Source organism: Patescibacteria group bacterium (genome assembly GCA_035288465.1).
In the GTDB taxonomy this organism is placed as follows: domain Bacteria; phylum Patescibacteriota; class UBA1384; order DATEAH01; family DATEAH01; genus DATEAH01.
The window spans coordinates 1-21,289 of sequence record DATEAH010000003.1 but is presented as its reverse complement, the minus strand read 5'-3'; the positions used below and the strand labels follow the sequence as shown (position 1 = coordinate 21,289).

22 protein-coding genes are annotated in these 21,289 nt (G+C 34.5%); 11 read left to right on the top strand and 11 right to left on the bottom strand.

All coding sequences use genetic code 11. The features are described from left to right. Position 1: 1 nt before the first annotated feature. The 3 genes from VJJ80_00535 to VJJ80_00525 are packed head-to-tail and all read right to left on the bottom strand — an operon-like array spanning position 2 to position 2,978. Complete coding sequence (locus VJJ80_00535) at positions 2-1,921, bottom strand: hypothetical protein (GenBank protein ID HLC38603.1); 1,920 nt, start codon at positions 1,919-1,921, stop codon at positions 2-4. Beyond that, on the bottom strand, positions 1,888-2,265 hold the full coding sequence (locus VJJ80_00530) for a DUF2304 domain-containing protein (GenBank protein ID HLC38602.1): 378 nt from the start codon (positions 2,263-2,265) through the stop codon (positions 1,888-1,890). The genes VJJ80_00535 and VJJ80_00530 overlap by 34 nt, the downstream gene beginning before the upstream one ends. Beyond that, positions 2,265-2,978: a glycosyltransferase family 2 protein gene (locus VJJ80_00525; GenBank protein HLC38601.1), complete on the bottom strand. Its 714-nt coding sequence runs from the start codon at positions 2,976-2,978 to the stop codon at positions 2,265-2,267. Before VJJ80_00525 ends, VJJ80_00530 begins: the two co-directional genes overlap by 1 nt. Before the next feature lie 97 nt (positions 2,979-3,075). On the opposite strand from VJJ80_00525, the gene VJJ80_00520 reads away from it, so the two are divergent. The 10 genes from VJJ80_00520 to VJJ80_00475 are packed head-to-tail and all read left to right on the top strand — an operon-like array spanning position 3,076 to position 14,469. Continuing rightward, positions 3,076-4,332, top strand: a complete 1,257-nt coding sequence (locus VJJ80_00520; GenBank protein HLC38600.1) for a nucleotide sugar dehydrogenase — start codon at positions 3,076-3,078, stop codon at positions 4,330-4,332. A gap of 2 nt (positions 4,333-4,334) precedes the next feature. After that, entirely contained in the window at positions 4,335-5,285 is a 951-nt protein-coding gene (locus VJJ80_00515) for a glycosyltransferase family 2 protein (protein HLC38599.1), read from the top strand. Continuing rightward, positions 5,285-7,066 (top strand): UDP-N-acetylglucosamine 2-epimerase, encoded by a 1,782-nt coding sequence (locus VJJ80_00510; GenBank protein ID HLC38598.1) that lies wholly within the window; start codon positions 5,285-5,287, stop codon positions 7,064-7,066. The genes VJJ80_00515 and VJJ80_00510 overlap by 1 nt, the downstream gene beginning before the upstream one ends. Further along, on the top strand, positions 7,067-8,815 hold the full coding sequence (locus VJJ80_00505; protein HLC38597.1) for a glycosyltransferase: 1,749 nt from the start codon (positions 7,067-7,069) through the stop codon (positions 8,813-8,815). Continuing rightward, on the top strand, positions 8,812-9,765 hold the full coding sequence (locus VJJ80_00500; protein HLC38596.1) for a glycosyltransferase family 2 protein: 954 nt from the start codon (positions 8,812-8,814) through the stop codon (positions 9,763-9,765). Before VJJ80_00505 ends, VJJ80_00500 begins: the two co-directional genes overlap by 4 nt. Then, the gene (locus VJJ80_00495; GenBank protein ID HLC38595.1) at positions 9,766-10,467 is read left to right on the top strand and encodes a class I SAM-dependent methyltransferase; all 702 of its coding nucleotides are present in this window, start codon (positions 9,766-9,768) and stop codon (positions 10,465-10,467) included. Beyond that, positions 10,464-11,198, top strand: a complete 735-nt coding sequence (locus VJJ80_00490; GenBank protein ID HLC38594.1) for a methyltransferase domain-containing protein — start codon at positions 10,464-10,466, stop codon at positions 11,196-11,198. Before VJJ80_00495 ends, VJJ80_00490 begins: the two co-directional genes overlap by 4 nt. Before the next feature lie 33 nt (positions 11,199-11,231). After that, positions 11,232-12,164 (top strand): lysylphosphatidylglycerol synthase transmembrane domain-containing protein, encoded by a 933-nt coding sequence (locus VJJ80_00485; protein ID HLC38593.1) that lies wholly within the window; start codon positions 11,232-11,234, stop codon positions 12,162-12,164. Continuing rightward, positions 12,161-13,627, top strand: a complete 1,467-nt coding sequence (locus VJJ80_00480) for a glycosyltransferase family 39 protein (protein HLC38592.1) — start codon at positions 12,161-12,163, stop codon at positions 13,625-13,627. The genes VJJ80_00485 and VJJ80_00480 overlap by 4 nt, the downstream gene beginning before the upstream one ends. Then, positions 13,624-14,469: a hypothetical protein gene (locus tag VJJ80_00475; GenBank protein HLC38591.1), complete on the top strand. Its 846-nt coding sequence runs from the start codon at positions 13,624-13,626 to the stop codon at positions 14,467-14,469. Before VJJ80_00480 ends, VJJ80_00475 begins: the two co-directional genes overlap by 4 nt. Here VJJ80_00475 and VJJ80_00470 read toward each other — a convergent pair. The 3 genes from VJJ80_00470 to VJJ80_00460 form a co-directional block, all read right to left on the bottom strand. Further along, positions 14,466-15,434 (bottom strand): glycosyltransferase family 2 protein, encoded by a 969-nt coding sequence (locus VJJ80_00470; protein HLC38590.1) that lies wholly within the window; start codon positions 15,432-15,434, stop codon positions 14,466-14,468. The two genes, VJJ80_00475 and VJJ80_00470, sit on opposite strands and share 4 nt — an antisense overlap. 26 nt (positions 15,435-15,460) lie before the next feature. Then, positions 15,461-17,176, bottom strand: a complete 1,716-nt coding sequence (locus VJJ80_00465; GenBank protein ID HLC38589.1) for a glycosyltransferase family 39 protein — start codon at positions 17,174-17,176, stop codon at positions 15,461-15,463. A gap of 183 nt (positions 17,177-17,359) precedes the next feature. Next, positions 17,360-17,920, bottom strand: coding sequence for a class I SAM-dependent methyltransferase (locus VJJ80_00460; protein ID HLC38588.1), 561 nt, complete (start codon positions 17,918-17,920; stop codon positions 17,360-17,362). Between the two features lie 124 nt (positions 17,921-18,044). Here VJJ80_00460 and VJJ80_00455 point away from each other — a divergent pair, with 124 nt between their 5' ends. After that, positions 18,045-18,209 carry a hypothetical protein gene (locus tag VJJ80_00455; GenBank protein ID HLC38587.1) on the top strand — a complete coding sequence of 55 codons (165 nt, stop codon included), beginning with the start codon at positions 18,045-18,047 and terminating at the stop codon, positions 18,207-18,209. Between the two features lie 147 nt (positions 18,210-18,356). On the opposite strand, the gene VJJ80_00450 is transcribed toward VJJ80_00455, so the two are convergent. From VJJ80_00450 to VJJ80_00430, 5 genes are all read right to left on the bottom strand, one after another. Continuing rightward, positions 18,357-18,500, bottom strand: coding sequence for a hypothetical protein (locus VJJ80_00450; GenBank protein HLC38586.1), 144 nt, complete (start codon positions 18,498-18,500; stop codon positions 18,357-18,359). Next, the gene (locus tag VJJ80_00445) at positions 18,487-18,792 is read right to left on the bottom strand and encodes a class I SAM-dependent methyltransferase (GenBank protein HLC38585.1); all 306 of its coding nucleotides are present in this window, start codon (positions 18,790-18,792) and stop codon (positions 18,487-18,489) included. Before VJJ80_00445 ends, VJJ80_00450 begins: the two co-directional genes overlap by 14 nt. Then, on the bottom strand, positions 18,789-19,118 hold the full coding sequence (locus VJJ80_00440) for a hypothetical protein (GenBank protein HLC38584.1): 330 nt from the start codon (positions 19,116-19,118) through the stop codon (positions 18,789-18,791). Before VJJ80_00440 ends, VJJ80_00445 begins: the two co-directional genes overlap by 4 nt. A gap of 13 nt (positions 19,119-19,131) precedes the next feature. Next, on the bottom strand, positions 19,132-20,568 hold the full coding sequence (locus VJJ80_00435) for an O-antigen ligase family protein (GenBank protein ID HLC38583.1): 1,437 nt from the start codon (positions 20,566-20,568) through the stop codon (positions 19,132-19,134). Continuing rightward, positions 20,555-21,289 (bottom strand): glycosyltransferase family 4 protein (locus VJJ80_00430; GenBank protein HLC38582.1); only part of this gene is annotated, 735 nt, incomplete at its 5' end. The genes VJJ80_00430 and VJJ80_00435, both read right to left, overlap by 14 nt.

The window sequence follows — 21,289 nt, the reverse complement described above, 5'->3', positions numbered from 1 at the left end:
CCTACTTTTTAGAAAATTTATTGATTAATTTTTCCGGTACCATTCGAAATAATTCCTGCCAATTTCTTTTTTGCACTTTTATTTTAATATCATCAACCCCTAAATCGCCTACAAGATAATATACCCGAAACTCAAAAGAGCGGCTACCCGAGGTGCTAAAATTTAGAGTAAAATCTTGAAATTCGTTTGTCTTGACAAAATCTGCGCCATTAATTTTTTTCATCGCTGGTTTGTTAGCGCCTTGTTTGGTGGCGACTTCAATATCTGCCAAATGTCCCAGTTCAGTTTTGTCGGTTTTAAGACGAAAAGTCGCTTGATATTCTCCGGGGATTAAAGTTGCCAATGGCCCAAAAATAAAATAAATATTTTTGGCTTGCGTGGGGGTGGTTGTTAAATATTGTCCGCCCTGAGCTTTTGAATCTGGCTTGACTTCTCCGGCAAGTCTGGCCAAATCCTCAGCTTGATAAGACCAATTATTCAAAACCAAGGCGCGCGTCCAGTTTATGGGTGTTGAGAGCGCGGTTTTGCCGGCTAATGATAAATTGAAAAAGGCCAAAATTGCCACAATTAGCCATAATACTAAGGCTAATTTTAAAAACCTTGAGAAAAACTTCGGGTCGATTTTATAGGCAAAAATTATTATTGCCAAAATAAATCCCGCAAACCAAATTATTATCAACCACCAATCTGTATGATTCAATCTTATAAAAGAGGGTAAAATTTCTGGCAAGCCGATTTTCACCAAGAGCTGGTTTTGTGTTCCAGTTTGTGGCGAACTAAAAAGTATCGCTGGCACAGACAGTGCAATTGCACTTAAAGCTAAAGAAATTGTGACCAAAAAATCTGACAGAAAATTAAAAATCCGACCGTGGAATTTTTGATATAAAAAAGCGATGGGATAAATAAACAAGGGTATAATTGGCACCAAATATCGAGCGGCTGGCGACCAACCCCCGGTCCAATATTTAAAAAGCGCATGCGGTAAAAATAGCACCAAAAACAAACCCAACCATAAATACCAATTTTCTTTTTCTAGTTTAGTTTTAGCCAATTTAAACCATAAAATTAAACCAAAAGGCACCAACAAATACCACCAATTCCAGGCGATTAGCCCAAACTGGCGGTCCAAAAATAAACCTAAAATTCCTGAATAACTTGGCCAAACTCCAGCTTCTGAAACTTGAGCCGTCGTCAAAAAACTGCCATATAAAAATTTAAAATAAATCGCCAAACCCACCAAAGAAACCAAAATGCCTAGAGCTGGGATAAATTTCTTTTTCCATAAATAATAGCCCAAAAAGAACAAGCTCACCAAATAAAACTTTGCGTGAAGCCAAGGCAAAAAAGCTATCCCCAAAATCGCTAAGGGTGAAAATTTTTTCCGAAAAGCATAAAGAATAATTAATCCAACAATTAATTCCGGATAGATTTGAAAAGCATATATTGATAACGGCAAAGTGCTAATAAAAATTAACGCCAAGAAAAAAGATAATAATTTACGCTTGGTAATTTCAAAAGCCGCCAAAAATAAATTCACTGCCAGCAAAGCTGCCACCAAATTAAATAACACCATCACTGCAATTCTTGGCCCAACCAAATAAAATGGCATCAATAACATCGGGAAACCAATTCCCGCCACCGGAAATTCATGGCCTCGCACCAAAACCGTATGACGATCAGGCAAATCCTGAGGATGAAATTTTAAATAATCTCTTTGGTCATAATTATTTTTCAAATCCAAATCATGGTCAAAAATTAAACTTTGAGTGATTAGTAAATAATGAGGCTCATCACCTGTCGTAATTTGTTTTTGGCGAAAAGTGGGTGCAAAAAACATCATTACCGACAAAAGCAAAGCAAAAACCACGCCCAGCCAAATTTTAGTTTTTATTTTTTCGATTTTGAAGATTTTTTTTGGCATTTTTCAACCTTATTTTCTAAAAGCGCTACTTTTTGAATCAAGCCTTTAATCTGCTGGCTCGATTTGGAGATTTTCATCGAAAAATCTAAACAAACAATAATTAAAAATAATGAAAAGAAAATCAACAAACTAAAGGGAGCGTAAACAATCCCCAGTAAACTGGCGATTTTAATCCATAATTTTTCCCATAAAGAAATCACCACTAAAATTAAACCGGTAAAAATCCAGAGCAAAGAATAACCTTCAAGCAGTTTGCGGCGTCTCACCATTTCAATAATTAAAATTAAAAATAATAAGCTCACGACAAAGCCAAAAATTTGATGAGTTTTAAAAATTAAAAACATTACGACCTTTTCGGTTTATTTCTAATTAAATTTACCAAAATTGCCAAAGTTACTTTAAGCATATAATAAATTGATTTTCGCCAAGAAATACTCGAGGTGCCGCCAGAACGTTCTTTCATTTTTGCCGCCATCTCCCCAATTTTAAATCCCGCCAAAGACAAAATCAAAACTGCTTCCACTTCGGGATAATCTTGCGGATAATTTTTCGCTAAAAATTGCAGTGCCGGCCGATTAATCGCCTGCAAACCAGAAGTCGGGTCTAAAATTTGATGATGGGTCAAAGCGCTGACTAACCAGGAAAAATACCGAATGCCGATTTTTCGAAAAAAGCCGAATTTAAAGTTATGATGCGAGCGGAATCTGGAACCAATCAAAACATCTAATTTGCTTTTTTGCAGTTTTTCTTTAAGTTTTCGCAAATCTTCAGCTCGGTGTTGGCCGTCGCCGTCTAAACGTAAAACTAAATCATAATCATTTTCTACGGCATACAATAATCCAGCTTGGACCGAACCGCCAATGCCTAAATTTTGGCTCAAGTTCAAAACAATGGCTTTTGTTTTTCGAACTTGCGTTAAAGTATTATCGGTTGAACCATCATTCACCACTAAAATATCGACTCGCCCCAAATTTTTTTGCACATCCAAAATCACGCCCCTGATATTTTCTGCCTCATTATAGGCTGGCACCAAGACTAATATTTTTTCATTCTTCATTTTTTCCCATCCACTCAACAAGTCCTCACATTATAGCATAAATTTTAAAAAGTTGAAATATTCTGAATTTGATATATAATAATCTTTTAGGGGTAGAATGAAGCAAATTTCCAAAAAACGACAAAATGTCGTCATTATGGGCTTAGGTTATGTCGGTTCTGCATTAACCGAAGCTATCATTAAAAATAAGAAGTATCACCTGATCGGTTTTGATATTGATCCCGAAAAAACCCAAAATCTTGAAAAAAAATTTAAAAACCAAAATTTCGAAACCACCACCGATGACGAGGTTTTGGAAAAAGCCAATATTATTATCATTTCTGTGCCGACTCCAGTTTATATAGATTACACCCCAAACCTCACCCCGCTTAAAAACGTTTCTAAAAGTATCGCCAAACACCTCCAGCCAAAACAATTAATAATCTTGGAATCAACCGTCAACCCTGGCGCCTCCGAAGAAGTTATCATTCCTATAATAGAGAGTTCTGGATATAAAGTTGGCGAAGATTTTTATTATGCCCATTGTCCAGAAAGAATTGATCCGGGCAATACCAAATGGACGATTCATAATATCCCCCGAGTTGTTGGTGGCATTAACACCAAAAGCCGCGACTTAGCCTATAAATTTTATTCCAATATTATTTCCGCCCAAATTTATAAAACCAAGGGCATTAAAGAAGCTGAAGCGACCAAAATCGTTGAAAATACTTTTCGTGATATCAATATCGCTTATGTCAATGAATTGGCGCGTTCTTTTGACACTTTGGGCATTGATGTCTTAGAAGTTATTAAAGGCGCCTCAACCAAACCCTTTGCTTTCTTGCCTCATTATCCCTCTTGTGGAGTAGGTGGCCATTGCATTGGCGTTGACCCATATTATTTAATTCAAAAAGCGGCTAAAGTCGGCTTTAACCATCGCTTTTTGAAACTGGCTCGAAAAATTAACAATTCTATGCCTAGTTACACAGTTCAACAACTTTCAATTTTACTCAAAAAACAAAATAAAAAATTAAATCAAGTAAAAGTCGGCGTTTTAGGCTTATCTTATAAAAAAGGTGTCGGTGATTTAAGACAAAGCCCGGCGTTAAAAATTGTCCAAATTTTAAAACAAAAAAAGATTCGTTTTGAAACTTTTGATCCATATGTGCCGGAAATTTCCACCTGCAAAAGTTTGGCAGAAATTTTAAAAAAAAGCCAAGCTGTAATTTTAGCCACTGATCACGATGAATTTATCAACATTAAACCTGAAACCTGGCAAAGAAACAAAATTATTGCGATCGTTGATGGCAAAAACAGTTTAGGCAAAAACAAAATTCAACAATTAGGTATTCCATATAAAGGAATTGGACGATAATTATGAAATTAATTGTAAATATTCCCGCTTTAAACGAAGCGGAAAATATTGCCAAAGTCATTTCCCAAATTCCCAGAAAAATTAAAGGCATTAATCAGGTTCAAGTGATGGTTATTGACGACGGCTCAACCGACAAAACGGTTCAGGTGGCTAAAAAAGCCGGCGCCGATTATGTGGTTTCTCACCCTAAAAATCTTGGTGTCGGAAAAGCAATGCGTACCGCCATCAATCAAGCCTTAAAATTAAAAGCGGATATTATGGTGAATATTGATGCGGATGGCCAGTTTTCCACCTCAGATATCCCCCGGCTAATCCAGCCAATTTTAGACCGCCAAGCAGATTTCGTGACTGGTTCGAGATTTATTGACAATCGCAAAATTAAAAATTTATCAGGCGCAAAATTGCTCGGCAATAAAATTTTAGCTAAATTTATTAGTTGGGCAATCAAAAAACGAGTCTATGATGTTTCTTGCGGTTTTCGCGCCTTTTCTCGCGAAGCCTTGTTAAATTTAAATTTATTTGGTAAATTTACTTACACCCAAGAAATGTTTTTAGATTTGGCCGCTAAAGATTTAGAAATTGGCGAAGTCCTAATCGCGGTTAAATATTTTAAAAACCGTAAATCTCGAATTGCCAAAAATCTTTTTAACTACGGCTGGCAAGTTTTTAAAATCATTCTCAGAAGCTTTCGAGACTACCAACCCTTAAAATTCTTTGGTTGTGTAGGTATGGTTTTATTTTTACCTGGATTTTTGGGCGGTTTGTCTATTTTTATTCGCTGGCTCATTACTCATCATGTTTCACCTTATGTTAGTTATGTCTATGTTTCAATGTTATTAATGATCGTCGGCTTTCTATTAATTGTTTTAGCCCTAATAGCGGAAATGCTGTTTAGATTAAGATTAAACCAAGAAAAAATACTATATTTTGAGAAAAAAAGATATTTTAAATAATGATTCATTTTGTGGTTGGTACCAAAGCACAATTGATTAAAACTGCTCCGGTGATGGTGGAGCTAAAAAAAAGGAAAATTCCTTTTAATTTTATTTTTACCGGTCAACATCAAGAAACAATCTCAAATTTAAGAAAAATTTTTAACCTAAAAAATCCTGATGTAGTTTTATACCACGGACCGGATATTACCTCGATTCCCAAAATGATTACCTGGTCGATAAAAATTTTAGCCAAAACCATTCTCCATAAAAAACAAATTTTTCGAAACGATCGGTCTGGAATTGTTTTGGTGCATGGTGATACCTTCTCCACTTTTTTGGGCGCAGCCATGGCTAAAATTGCCAAATTAAAAGTTGGGCATTTAGAATCTGGCTTGCGGTCTTTTAATCTTTGGCATCCTTTTCCCGAGGAATTGACCCGCTTGCTCGTATTTCGGATGTCAAATGTCTTTTTTTGTCCGGATAACTGGTCTTATAAAAATCTTAAAAAATATCGAGGCATCAAAATTAATACCCATGGCAATACCTTATTAGATGCTTTAAGATTAGCGTTGAAAAACGAACATCACATTAAGGTTGATATTCCTAAGGAAAAATTTGCGATCGTTTCAACGCATCGTTTTGAAAATATTTTTAATAGAAATAGCTTCGAAAAAGTCATCGAAATTATTGAAAAAGCTTCTCTAAAAATTAAAGTCTTAGTAATTTTACATCCGCCCACCAAAAAAAATTTAAAAAAATTTGGTTTTTGGTCGCGCTTAGCGAAAAACGAAAATATTGAGCTTCGCCCCCGCTATGATTACTTTCAATTCATCAAATTGTTAGATCATGCTGAATTTATTATGACTGACGGCGGCTCGAATCAAGAGGAGTGTTATTATTTGGGCAAACCCTGTTTGTTACTTAGAAAGGCCACTGAACGTAAAGAAGGCTTAGGGAAAAATGTCGTTTTATCCAAATATAAAATCCGGCTTATAAATTATTTTTTAGATAATTATCAGCAATTAAAATTCAAACCTAAAAATATTCCCGCCAATCCTAGTCAAATCATTGTTGACTATTTAAAAAATAATTTTTTGATCGAAAAAATTTCGGGTCGAGAATACAGCCAACAATATTTTAATAATGCCCTTAACAAAAAAAATAAAAGTGCAAAACATTATCTCAATAAAATTAAAAATGTTATGGAAATGATTCTGCCGATTTCGACTGATGAAAAAATTTTAGACATCGGAACCGCAAATGGCACCTTTGCTTTTGAATGCGCCCGTTATAGTGCAAAAGTAATTGGCACCGATTTATCTAAAATAGCTATTTACAACTGTATTAATGAGGCAAAAAAACGAAAAATTAGTAATATTAAATTTATTCAATGCCCGGCTCATAAACAACCCTTTGCAGATCAAAAATTTGATAAAATAATTTTAGCCGATTTAGTCGAACATCTTACCAAACATACTTTTAGACAAACCCTTAAAGAATGCGGGCGTTTATTGAAAAAAGACGGTAAATTAATAATTTATACTCCCAATAAAAACCATTTATTTGAAAAGATGAGAAAAAAAAATCTTCTTTTAAAAGAAGATCCAACCCACGTAAACGTAATGAGTCCCGGTGACTTGAAAAAAGAATTATTAAAATTAAATTTTATAATTAATAAATTATTCTACAAGTCATCTCATTTTCCGGTTTTTTCGACACTTGAAAAACTGATGATGAAAATTCCATATTTTAAACCATTTTTTCAAAGAAGAATTTGTTTGATTGCAGAAAAGAGTTAAATGAAAATTACTCTTGTTTGTAAATATTTTTATCCTTCAAAAAGAGTTTCCGGGCTCTCAGATTTTGCCTACACTTTAGCTGAATCCTTGGCTAAAAAAGCGGAAATTTCTGTCATTTCCGCCAAAAAAACCGAGCATGAACCAAACCAGATTTTGAAATCTGGTTTTAAAATCTTTAAAACTACTGGTAATTTCCCGAGATCTTCTGCCAAAATTATTAATAAAATTAATCCAGATTTGGTCTGGATTTTATCCGGCGTTCACAATCCAAATATTACTCCTTGGTATTTTTTGCCCATTAAATTAAAAACTAAGGCCCCAGTTATTATTCAACAAGGAACTCATTTTACTCATCGGCTTTTACCTTTAACCAAAAAGGTTTGGCAACAATACGACGCCATATATGCGACTCACCCACAAATTACTAAAACTTTAAACAATAAAGGCTTAAAAGCTCAAACTCTGACCCCAGGATTAAATTTAAATCACCCCCCAGGACAAAAAGAGCTAGATTTTTCGCAAATTAAAATCGGCTACTTTTCCCACCTTACTCCGCTCAAAGGCATAGGTTTGCTGATTCAAACCTTTAAAGAATTAAATATGCCCAAAGTTCAACTCATTATAGCCGGAGATGGTCCCTTAAAAGACGAGGTAAAATCTGCGGTAAAATCAAATAAAAATATTAAATTTTTAGGCTATTTAAAAAAAGAAAAACTACTCGAGGAATTAAAAAAATGTCATTTTGTGGTTCTGCCTTATAAATCTGCCAAAACCGTGCTCGGTTTTTCCAATATTGCCTTAGAAGCCATGGCTAATGCCATCCCGGTAATCGCCTCAAATACCGCCGCTTTTTCCAGCCTTATCAAAAATCAAAAAAATGGTTTACTCTATAAAGACGAAAAAGGCCTAAAAAGACAGATTCAATTTTTAGCTAAAAATCCCAGCCAAATCAAAAAACTAGGAATCGCGGCTCGAAAAACGATTCAAGATAATTTTGATATGAAAAAGCTAATTTTAGGATATTTAACAGCCGTTGAAAATAATCTACAAAAAAAGCAAAAAATCCAAAATTATTACGATGATTATTCTCACAGCTATGACCAAGAACGAACCGGTAAATATTATTCCGTGATTAATGATTTAGAATTTGAAACCATCCAGCCTTTTCTAAAAGCTAAAAAGAGTTTAGAAATCGGCTGTGGGACCGGGATTATCCTCAAAATGGCGGATCAAAAAACCAAACAGGCTTTTGGCATCGATTTATCACCTGGCATGGTGGCTGTTTCTAAACGCAAAAAACTCAAAGCTCAAACAGGTTCAGCCACCCAAATTCCATTTCCTAACCAAACATTTGATATCAGCTATTCTTTTAAGGTTTTAGCCCATGTTCCAGAAATAAAAAAAGCGATCTTGGAAATCAGCCGAGTCACTAAAAATGGCGGTTATGTGGTTTTAGAATTTTATAATCCTTATAGTCTTAAATTTGTGACTAATTTTATTCAACATTTTATGGTTCGCGACAATGTTTACATTCGCTACGACAGCTTGAAAAAAATCAAATCATATTTGCCCAAAAATGTTAAAATAGAAAAGGTTCGCGGCATTAGAATTATCACGCCTTTTAATTTTTTCTTCCGCGTCCCAGTCTTAGCGCCAATTTACCGATTTCTAGAAAAAAAACTGGCTGATTCACTATTAAAATATTTTGGCAGTTATTTTGTGGTGACGATGAAAAAGGCGGCCAAATGAAAATTTCTGTCATTGTCCCGGTTTACAATGAAGAAAAAGTCATTGCTAGGTGCCTGAAAGCAATTTTAAAACAAAATTATCCTAAAAAAAATTTTGAGATCATTGTCGTCAACGATGGCTCGAAAGATAATACCCTAAAGGTGATAAAAAAATTTCCGGTCAAAATTATAAATCTCAGAAAAAACCAAGGCCGACTTAAAACTCGGCTAAAAGGCGCTGAGGCTGCAAATTTTAGAAATCTTTTATTTGTCGATGTGCGCCGAATTTTAGACAAAAATACCTTAATAACCCTTGGCCAAATTAATTATCAACCCTTAATTGGCCATGTCACCATTAAAGGAAAAATTGATCCGTATAATCAAGTTTTGATCTTAATTCGCCAAAAAATTTTTGGTAAGAAATATTTTAAAAAAAATCTTAAATCTGAAATAATTGGCAAGAAAAATTTCGATCAAGTTCCCAAAGGTACCGCCATTTTTTTTTGTAATAGAAAATTATTCATAGACTCTCAACCTAAAAAATTATCAAAATTCAGTTCCGACGACGTTAGGCTATTCTGGAATATTATTAAAAAGAAAAAAATATTAAAAACCTCAAAGATTAAGCCAGTTTATCATCTTAGGTCAAACGTAAAACAGCAAATTAAACACCTTTTTGAGCGCGCACCCCGTTTTACGGATTATTATTTTCAGCCTAGCCGAAGATTTTATTATTTATTTTGGCTCTTTATTATTATAATAATTTCTGCTTTGTTGATATTAGCGATTAAACCTTTATGGTTTTTATATTTAATTGCCTCGTGGCTTATGATATTATTATTAATCGCCATCTTAATTTCAAATAATCCCAAAGAATTAATATTTTCAGTGTATTATTTACCAATTATCACGAGTGTTTTTGGCGCCGGCGTCTTAAAGGGCATCTTATTAAAATTATTTAGGAAATATTAAATGATTAAAAAATTGTTTCTAAGCCTGCGGCGAAAAGCTAAAAAGAGTTACGAAAATGATATTTTGCGTTTAGCCCAAAAAAATCCCCAAGCGAAATTTTTAGACTTGGGTTGCGATGATGGTAAATTTACCAAATTAGTGGCTAAAAAAATTGGCACGAAAAAAAACTGGGGCGTGGAAATTATCAATTCCCAAATCAAAAAAGCCGAGAAAAGAAAAATTATCGTCAAAAAGGGCGATTTGAATTCAAAAATCCCCTTTCCGGCGCATTCTTTTGATATCGTTTTGGCAAATCAAGTCATTGAGCACCTAACTAACACCGACGCCTTTTTGGGAGAAATTCACCGGATTTTAAAAAAGGGCGGATATGCCATCATTTGTACCGAAAATTTGGCAAGTTGGCATAATATATTCGCTTTAATGTTTGGTTGGCAGCCATTTTCCCTCACCAATATCAGCTCAAATAAATTTTCGATAGGAAATCCCTTAGCCCCTCATAAAAATCAAATTATGCCCTTTCCTCAATCATGGCAACATCAACGGGTTTTTTCATACCAGGGCTTAAAAGAATTTTGCACAGAGAAAGGTTTTAAAATTGAAAAAATTTTAGGTTCTGGCTACTATCCATTTCCGACGAGCTTTGGTAAAATCAATCCTAGACATGCCGCTTTTCTGGCGATTAAGGCTTGGAAAACAAGATGAAGATTATTAATAAATTATATTTGCAAATCATCAAAAAACCGAAAAATAAATGGTTGATTATTCTATATTTATGGCTTTTCGGATTACCCTTGCTCGCCAAAAGACTGAGATATAAATTCACGAAGGAATTATTGCCGAATAAAATTCGAGGTAAAAGAATTTTAGATGTTGGTTGCACCATCGGAGATTTTGCCTTAATCTTAGCCGAAAAAGGTGCAAATGTGGTTGGCGTCGATTTAAAAAATAGGATGAGGCAAGCGCAAAAAATAGCCAAAATCCATCAACTAAAAGCAAAGTTTATCGCCAGTGATGTTAATAAATTAGAATATCATTATTATTTTGACGGTATTATTGCTTTAGACATCATCGAACACATTCAAAATGATTCTAAATTTATTAAAAAACTTAATTCAATGTTGCGACAGTCAGGATTTTTGATTTTAAGTGTTCCAAGTATTTATCGAGAAATTGTTGAAAAAAGGGAAAAAGAAATTGGTCATGTCAGAACAGGTTATTCAAAATCTCAAATGACGAAGCTTCTTACCCCTTTGGGTTTTAAAATTAATGATTTATTTTATGTAGACACCCAAGACAAAATTCATTCTTTCTATACCACCCGAAGCCAACTGAAAAGATTGATAATTTTCCCATTTTTATACTTGATTGCCAGAAAAAAAGCCACCAAAAATGAAAAAGGGGCTATCCTATTTTGCCAAGCAACCAAAAAATAAACCACAAAAATGGTTTAATATTTAGGAAACTAAATGAAAAATAAAAAAATTTTATCGTTTATGGTTTTGGCAGGTTTAATCACCTGGTTGGCTTATTATGTTTTTAAGCATCGGGCAGATTTTACGCCTCTCTTGTCTATCTCTTGGCCATATTTGGCTATTTTAATCATCATGTATTTAATGGTCTTTGTTTCGATCGGCTTTTTTCTATATTTTACGATGCTTGAATTCAAAATTAAATTAAGCTTTCTCGAACATTTTGGTCTCGCAATCATAAGCAGCATGACTAATTATCTAACTTTTTTATACGGTGGCATGGCTATCCGGGCTCTTTATTTAAAAAAGCATTATCAATTTAGCTATTCCGAGTTTGTCGGTACCTTGGCGGCAAATTATATTATTGTCTTTTTCGTAAATTCCCTTGTCACCGGTTTAATCTTACTGAAATTTTATTTGTCTGATCGTATCTTTAATTTACCTATTAGCTTACTTTTCGGTGGAATTTTTGTTTTTTGTACCGCGATAATCATTCTTTCACCAAACTTCAAACCCTCCAAAAATCGCTGGCTTCAAAAATTTATTTTAGCCATAAATTGCTGGCACAAAATTAGAAAAAATTATAAATTAGTTTTATTACTTTCAGGTTTTTCCTTGCTCAATATGTTTTTAAGTTCAATGATTTACTATCTTGGTTTTCGTGTCTTTCATATTGACATCACTTATTTTAAAGCTATTTTCATTAGCACCGTGGCCGCACTTTCGGTTTTGATTAATCTGACTCCTGGCGCCTTAGGCATCAAAGAAGCTTTGGTGATAATATCAGCTCGAATTATCAACGTCACCTCAGCCGAAGCAATAATAGTAGCCGTGGCTGAACGTGCCATTGCGATGATAATTCTATTTACCTTGGGACCAATATTTAGTCATCTTTTGTTAAATTCCAACTACAAACCCAAAAAGACATGAAAATAATTAGAAAAATTTTAATATTAATTTGGCAAAAAATAACCAGCAATAAACTATTGTCGATATTATTGTTTTTAATAATTATCAAGGGTGTTGTTTGGGCTGGTTTGGTTCCAGTTTGGCAAGGTTGGGATGAAAATTATCATTATAAATATATTGAATATATTGCCGAAAAAAACACACTCCCACCGCAAGATAAACTTTTTACTTCTCAAGAAGATCAAATTGTCAATAAGCTTATTTCAAACGCGCCGATAAGACAAACTCCGAAATTTTCACAAACTCAAACTGGAATTGGAGAAAATCTTCTAAATCAAAATATAAACCGCGCTCCCGCCTCACCAATCACAGCTTTTTCTGCCCAATCATATCCTCCACTTTATTATTTAATGGGGGCGGGAATCTATAAGATATTTTATTCTACCAATTTTTTGGTGAGATTTTTCGCAATTCGGATATTATTAATCTTTCTGGGCATTCTAACGGTTTGGTTAAGTTATAAAATTGCTTTTGAAGTTTCTGAAAATAAATTATTTTCATTTACAGTTGCGACTTTAGTTTCATTTCAGCCACTTTTTACCTTAATGTCCTCAACTATTAATAATGATAACTTATTAAATCTTGCCTTTGTTTGGTTAACCTATTTAGGAATTCGTGAACTAAAATCCCAGAGTTCGACTAAGTCCGCGTTATGGATTGGGATCGCTACTTCGCTCGGAATTTTGGCAAAACCACAAGCCGCTATTATGATTCCAATTTTAATTTTTATTTATTTAATAAATTTTGTCAGAAAAAGAAATAATTTTAAAAATTCCCTCAAATATTTAGCCATTGCTTTGGGAATTATTTTTTTGACTACTGGCTGGTGGCTTATTCGAAATAAAATTATTTACCATGGCTGGTTTGGATATCAAGCTTCTGGAACAACTGATACACAATTTGCTCATTTATCAATTTGGGAATATCTTAAATTTATTTATGGCACCAGACTAAGATTTGTGCTGGGTTATTTTTGGGCACAATTTGCTTGGACGAATAATGTTGTTGATAATATTTATCAAAATAGCTTGAACTGGTTGGTTAAATTAAGTTTTGTGGGTACAATTATTTATTTTGTCACCAGCCTTTATAAAAAGTGTGTTAAAAAAATTAAAACCAACAATCCGTTTATCAAAAATCTCTATTTATATATTTTTTTAGCAGCAAATTTAATTATTTTAGATTTATTTTATGTTTATTTATTTTACAATCGTTTAGTTACAACTGCTAAATATATTTTTCCAGCACAGGGCCGATATTATTTTCCGGTTTTGGGAATTTTAGCCATTTTTTTTATCATTGGGATCCAAACATGGCTGCCCAAAAAATATCACCCATCTTTATATCTATTTTTAAGCTTAGGCATAATTTTTTATAACTTTATTTGTCTATTCCAATATATAATTCCCAGGTATTATTTATGATAAAAAAAATCGATTCACAATTTTCTAAAAAAATTATTGCCATAATTTTTGGGACTCTTTTTTCAATTTTTTTGTTAATTATTTCTCTCGGTTTTTTATTTAATAATGACTATTTACAATTCAACCAAATTAATGGCTTTTCAAGATCAGTCGAGAGAAAAAAACCAGCCCTGGGAGAAATTAGGGGCCTTAATACTTTTGGCCAAACCTTTCACGCTGATAATAATAATTTGGCTCAAATCTCAGTTTTATTTGCTACCTACCCTCGTCTTAATAATCAGGAAATTATTTTTCATTTGCGCGAAAGTACCAGCTCAAAAATCGATTTAAGGTCAGGCAATTTTAACGCCCAAAATATCCATGACATGGCCTTTATCAACTTCCGTTTTAAGCCAATTTTAGATTCCGCCAACAAAGATTATTATTTTTATTTAGAATCACCAACTTCATTTCCCGGCAACGCCGTTTCAACCTTAAAGCTTGATGCAAATTATGAAAACGGCAATTTGATTTTAAAGGGCAAAAAAACTAATCTTGATATGGTTTTTAAAATTTACTATAAAGAAAATTATGGCCAATTCACCAACACCCTTTTAAACCGCTTCAGCCAACTCAAACCTTTCTTTTTCAAAAAAATTTCTTGGCTAATTTTATTGCCCTTATATTTTCTCGCCACCTTAGCCTTTATTTTTGCCCTAACTTGGAAATTTGCCCGGCAACAAAAAAATTGGTTCCAAGCCCTAATTAAATTAAGTACAATTTTGGTAATTATGATTAGTGCAGCTTTTTTGGTCTATTATAATATTGAGCTCATGAACCTTAGGGTTGTTAACTTACACTAAAGTCCAGTTTTTTTTACGGCCCGAAAAAGTTGGCGGGTGGTGGAAAATTGCGAAAATATTTTTTGGTCAGAAATTTTTCTCGTTTTTTGAATCTTCTTTCTTTTCTGCCAAATTTTTGGCAAACTCGCAAAAAAGGCCGCCAAGCCGCGAAGTTTGATTTTTAATTTTCCTTTAGGAATAAAGTATAATAGGAGTATAAATTCGCTCAAAATGATTGCTGGCGAAAATATTAACAAACTCACACTTGAGTAATTTTTAAATAAGGTCGCCAATCGATTTTTTTCCAAATAAAAATACTTATAGTCGCCTTTTGAAAAATGATATTTATGATATATTATCGATTTTGGCGCAAAAATAATTTTATAGCCTAATAATCTCGTCCGCCAGCCTAAATCCACATCCTCTAAATACATAAAATAATCTTGATCGAAACCGCCTAATTTTTGCCACAACTTTCGCCTAATTGCCAAAACACAGCCAGAGGCGCTAAAGATTTCGGCATTTTTTTCAAAGCCACAATCAGGCTCAAAACAATTTCCCGCCCAAGTAAAACCCAGAAAATGGGTCAGGGAACCAGTTGAATTAATTTGATTTTTTCGATAGATTTTAATTTTTGGCTGAACAATTCCAATTTTTTTATCCTGGCAAAATGGCGCCAATAATTCTAAAAGCCAGTCCCGGCTCACTAAAGTATCCTGATTTAACAAAACCAAATAATCGCTCTGAGCAATTTTAGCCCCCAGATTATTTGCCTGAGCAAATCCGAGATTTTGGCGGTTTTCGATTAATTTAACTTTGGGAAATTTTTTCGCCACCATTTCGCCACTGCCATCCGTCGAAGCATTGTCAACCACGATAATTTCAAAATTAGTTTTTGTAAATTCAAAAATCGTTCTCAGACATACTGCTAAGTCATTTTTGGCGTTGTAACTGACAATAATGATACTTGCTCTCAACGTCTTCATTTTATAACTTACGTCTCACAATATTATTAATTAATTTTATAAACCTGCCAACCGCCGGCAGAAAAAGTTTGTTCATAAACTTTAGTAAAATCTTGGCTGAAATTTGGATCTGCTAATATTTTATCCCGGTTATTTTCATTTTTCAAAATCATTTTTAATAAGCCATGAAAATTTGGCTCATTGGTGATAAAAGTCGCCGTAGTTTTCATCACCACAAAATTGATGTTTTGCTTTTTTAATTCTTTTTTCAGCTCTTGAGAATTAACCGCCCCAATTTGGTTTTTGAGCTGAAAAGCGTCAAAATAAGGAAAATCAATATAAAATGGACAAAAAACATTAAAAACCAAAGCTTTTTGACCGGTCGGTAAATTTTGGCGGACAAAATGTTTGGAATCGTAAAATTGCCATGGATCCGGTTCTACTACCCGGGCGATAAAATCGGCTCTTTTTTCTTGGCCAAAAAAGACCGGCCAAAATAATAGTGAATTTTGTTTTTGCAAAAGAAGATTGCTATATAAAATTAAAATCAAGACAATCCAGGCTGTCCATTTTAAATAACCATTTTTAATCTCAAAGACGAACCAAGCTACTACCAACAAGCCCAAGCCTGCGGCGGCCATAAAATAGCGCGGATCGCGAACTGGAATAAAGGACCAGCCCCAGAACCAAAGCACGGTTACAATTAAGGTCGTTTTAACCAAAGCTGGCATTTTTTTCCAATAAAATAACGCCGGAATTATCAAAGCCAAAAAAGCGATTTCTTGGGTTAGAGTCCGCCAAATTAAAGCTGGCAAAGTTTTAACCGCCCCGCTCAAAAACCAATTCACCATGCTTGTCCCAGCTTCGGCATGTTCCCAATCCGGCGAAACTGATAAAATTGGATAAATCGGGTTGCCGGTTTGAATTAAAGCGGCTAACCACCAAGGCGAAGAAATAATTAAAAAAGTCCCAGCAAAAATCAAGAAATTTTTCAAACGTGGTTCTTTTTGCCACAAGATCAAGAAACTTAAAATTGACAAAGTGATCACGCCGTATATTTTTACGCCATACCAAAATCCTAAAAATACTGCCGAAATTATTAACCATTTTTTATCTTTGGATTTTTCCAGCCAGCAATAAAAAGCCAGAAAAGTCATTAAACCGAAAAAGGCCGCTGCTAAATCAACATAAGCAGTTTGCGAAGCAAAACCAACTCCTGCCAAAGAATAAAACATCAAGCTTGCCAACAAACCAATTTTAGGCTGGAAAAATCTTTTGCCAATTGCATAAATTGTCAGCGTGGCCATAATTCCAAAACTAAAATGAATTAACTTGGCAATAGTTTCAGTCTTGGTAAAAGCCATTCCCCAAACATATAATGATTCCACTAAGCGTGGAAAAGCCGAGGTTAAATTAAACCAACCCCAATTAATAAATCTAATTTGATGATTTTGCAAATATAACTTAGGCTCAGTTAAATGATACCATAAAGCATCAAAATTTTTTTCCGGGCCCAAAGCGCCCATTAAATAATAAAAAACCAAAAAAACAAAGCCAAGAGCAATAAACAAACCAAAGACATTTTTTGGCAACTTAATTTTTCGATAAGGGATCGATTTTAAAAAGGTCCAGATTTCCCCAAATGTCCAAATTAGCAAAACCGCGGTCAACCCCCAAATCACCGGTTTATATAATAGAGAAACTGAGCCAATAACAAAAATTAGAATCCCGATCAACCCTAAACCTAATCCGGTTGAAAACAACCAATTTTCCAAAAGCGATTTAAAACTAAATTTAAACCGGTTGAGAATTTTTTTGCCTACCCCAAAACTGATCAAAAAAAATAATAGGCTGAGACCTAAATTATATAAATTATAAATGATAAACATGGTGCCTGCATTATAGCTGATTATCTTGTTAAAATCAATAACATATCATAAAATACTCTAGATTCGTTTGCAGATAAATACTAAGGCATAATTCGGCTTGTCTATTTTAAAAAGGGTTGTTTCTTTCATCGTGATATTCTTCCCAAAAGTTTTCAACATTATTTTGGAAATATTTCGACGTCCGATAAGTGACATTTTCTTATCCCCGCTAATATACCGGTCGGCGAGGCGACTCAAGGACGATCTGAAAAAACCTGGTTCAATATCCTTGATAATTATTCTCACCTCATTTTGGTCACCAACCATCGTTTTTAGTTCGGAAAAAAATTCTTTTCGCGCTTTTTGGGGAATATGGTGAATTACATCGCTAATCAAGATAACATAAGGTTTGAGTTTATCTTTAATTTTAAACTCAGCCATGTAAGTTTTGGGGTACAGTTCGACTCTGGGCAAATATTCTTTCTTGACCAGATTACCGATACCTGGGCTTGGATCAATCAAGATCACTTTAATATCAGGTCTTAGCGATAACAAATAATTCAGCGGTTCGCCATCACCTCCTCCCACATCAACAATTGTTGCTTTTTGGTGGATATGAGGCGAAATTGAATACGCCACGGCATTTAAATCAACAAAAATTGATCGATAAATTCGTCCAAAGATATGGAAATATTTCCCAAATAATTTTCGTGCAATTTGTCCAATGGTTATTTTTTCTCCTTATAATATGATACGCACAATCATGTCCCAAAAAGATAGAATAGGTTCAGGGACTGCTTTTTATTATATCATGCCGTGCCCATATCAAAAATGTCGCATGGTTGATTTTTTGCGGGCGATTAAATTTAATGGCAAGCCAAGCAAAGTCATCGTTATTGCCAGGCCAGTTCGGCTAATTAATTTTTGAATGAATTTATTTTGCCAAAAATAAGAAATGATTTTGTGAATTAGTTTTTGACTATTTCGGAGCTGGTTTAATTTTAGTCTTGTTGAATCTGGAAAAAATATTTTTGGAACAAAGCCGTTTTCCCACAAAACATTATCCCATATATAATTAGGAATAAAGATGTTCATTGACACCATATAATTTTTTCTCTTTAGCGCCAAAGTTTTGCCGCCATCTTAACCAGCCACGCACCGGTTCATTAATCACCATCAGCTGGCCATTTTTTCTTAAAACCCGACTAATTTCTTGCAAATGTTGTCGCTAAATCATCAGCGTGGTGCAAAGAAGCTGAGACGATAACATAATCAAAAGAGTTATTTTTAAATGGCAAAGCTTGCATATTGCCCAAAATTCGCTCAAAGAAAATTTTTGGCAAGTATTTAAAAATTATTTCTGCTGTTTCCAAGCCTTGATATTTAACCCTCGAAATATCAAAAGCTATCACCTGCTGGCTTTTTTGGGCCAAAAGCGCCGACAACCAACAAATTCCCGCGCCTAATTCTAAAATTTGGTCGTGGGCTGTAAATTTGATTGGTCCAATCACCTGATCGTAATTTGCCGCCGTATCTTGCCAATATTTTTCCTTTTTTTAATCTTTGGCAATTTAATAAATTCAGGATCTGCGAGCCATTTTTTAGCTTTGATTACTGCAGCAATCTTTTTTAAGCCCTTTTTTTCTTTAACAATCCCCTGACTGGGTTTGATCAAAAAATCAGCAATCCCTTGATTAATATGATAACTTTTACCGCATTTTGGACAAACAATTTTTGCGATTCTAATTTCTCTTAAATCTTGTTTTTGAATTAAAACTTTTAATTTATCTAAGCCACAGGCTGGACAAATTAAGCGTTTAGCGGTTTTTAATTTCATTAATCCTCAATAATCAAGATGATTTTTGCAGGTTGGCAATTTTTTGGGCCGCCACTAAAAAACCGAGAAAAGCCCAAATATAAATTATATATAAAGTCGAAAAGAAATTAAATTGCACCAAAATGCCCATAAAACCACAAATAGCACCTAAAATAACCGCTTTAAGCCATTTATCTTTGCTGATAAAATATGCCTGAAAAGATTTAATAAATATCACCACAAGCAAACCTGCAAATGCCAAAAAACCAATTGTCCCGGTTTCAGCTAATATTTCCAGATATTGATTATTGACTATCCGCCAGGTCGGAGCCGTAGTTTTAGTTTGTTGATTATAATAAGTCCCGAAATTTCCCAGACCAAGACCAATAATTGGATGTTCCAGGAAAGCTTTACGGGCGAGCTGATAATTAGAAAGTCTTTCTTGCGAAGATGGTTCATTTGTGCTTTTAATCGGCGCTTGGCTATGGACAAAAAATTGCTTGGCGGCTGGTCCTAATAAAATTAAGACCGAGCCTGAGGTGATGGCAAAAACTGAAATAATAAAAATGAGTTTTTTAATTGACCAAAAAGATTTTAGCTTAAAGATTAAAATTAGCAAAAAACTCGCTGCCAAACCGATCGCGGCGCCTCGGCTTGAAGTGAGCAAAAAATCAGTTAACAGAATCACAAAAAAAATCGCTAAAAAATACCATTTCATTTTAATTTGATCAGACACAAACAAAACTGCGGTAATACTCAAGGAAAAGATTAAATAATTTGCAAAAAATAAAGGTTCAATAAATGTCGCCTGAATTCTGGGGAAACTTAAGACTAAATGAGTATATTCAAGGCGCAAACCAGTCCAGCTGGTAGATAGCCCATATTTATCGCCCAAATATTGGTATAAGCCAAAAAGTGAAATTACCACGATAACGCCGAAAATGATATTGAGGGCAAGTTTTAGTTTTTTGATGTTATCGATTAATTGTACAATTAAAAAATATCCCGAAATCGCCAAAAGCGTAAAACCAAAAACGAGCGCCGTTCGAGTTAAATTTTCTGCGCCAACGGCTGACACCATCAAGCTGACTAAAAAAAGCATCAGCCACCAAAAAATCTCAGGCGCTCTGAGTTTAAAAGATTTATTTCTAATGATAAAAATCAAATACGCCAAGCCCGTCGCCGCAATAATTAGTTGATTAATTTTAACCGTATAGCCGGCAATTTCCAGAGAAGGTAAACGCTCAAATGGCAGCACCGCTATCAACACTAAAACCCCCAAACTTGGTTTTTGGGCAAAAAGCAATCCCAGCATTAAAATAAAATATTCAATCACTAAAATAATCAAGGTTTGAGAACTGGAAAGTTTCAAAACTGATTGGCAAAACCAATAACTAATTAGTATTGCCGAGGTTGCTAAAACCGCAATTGTGAGATTAATAATTTGTTCTTTATTTTTAAATTTTGCCATTTGATAAATTTTCCTTAAATACCTTTTCTAACTTCCTGGTTGCTTTACCCCAACTGTATTGTTTGATGTGTTGGTAGCCAGCTTTAGAGATGTCTTTTAAGAGTGGTTCATCTTTGAGGAGTTTGAGGATGGCACGGGCTAAGGCTTTGGGATTCTTGGGAGGAACCACTAAGGCGGTTTGATTGGGAAGGGTGTAGTCTGGGATACCACCCACGCGGGTGGCGACAACGGCAGTTTGACAAGCCGCAGCTTCCATGGGCGGGAGTTGGCAACCTTCGGAATGGGAAGGAGACACAAAGATGTCGGCGTTTGAATAGATTCTTTTGAGTTGGGATTGGGGAGGGTTATGGTAGAAAGTCGCTTCATTGGGGACTTGGGAGTTTTTGGGATAAGCGGAAAGAATCATCAGTTTAAGGTCTGGATATTGTTGTTTGGCTAAGTGGTAGGCTTTGAGGCCATCTTTGAAACCTTTGATTTTAAGGGGAGAATAGACCATTAAGAGACGGCGGGGTTGATGATAGATCTTTTTGGGGTTTTTGAATTGTTTGAGATTAATACCATTGGTAATGGGACCTTCAACTCTTTCACCGGTTTTCTTTAAAATCAGTCTTTTTAACCAAGAAGCAATCACAATTTTAGTCATGGGCAGTTTGTAGGTAGCATGGACTTTGGCAGCTGGCATTGCCCAGGTTTCATAACCTTGGATGAAATAGAACTTGGC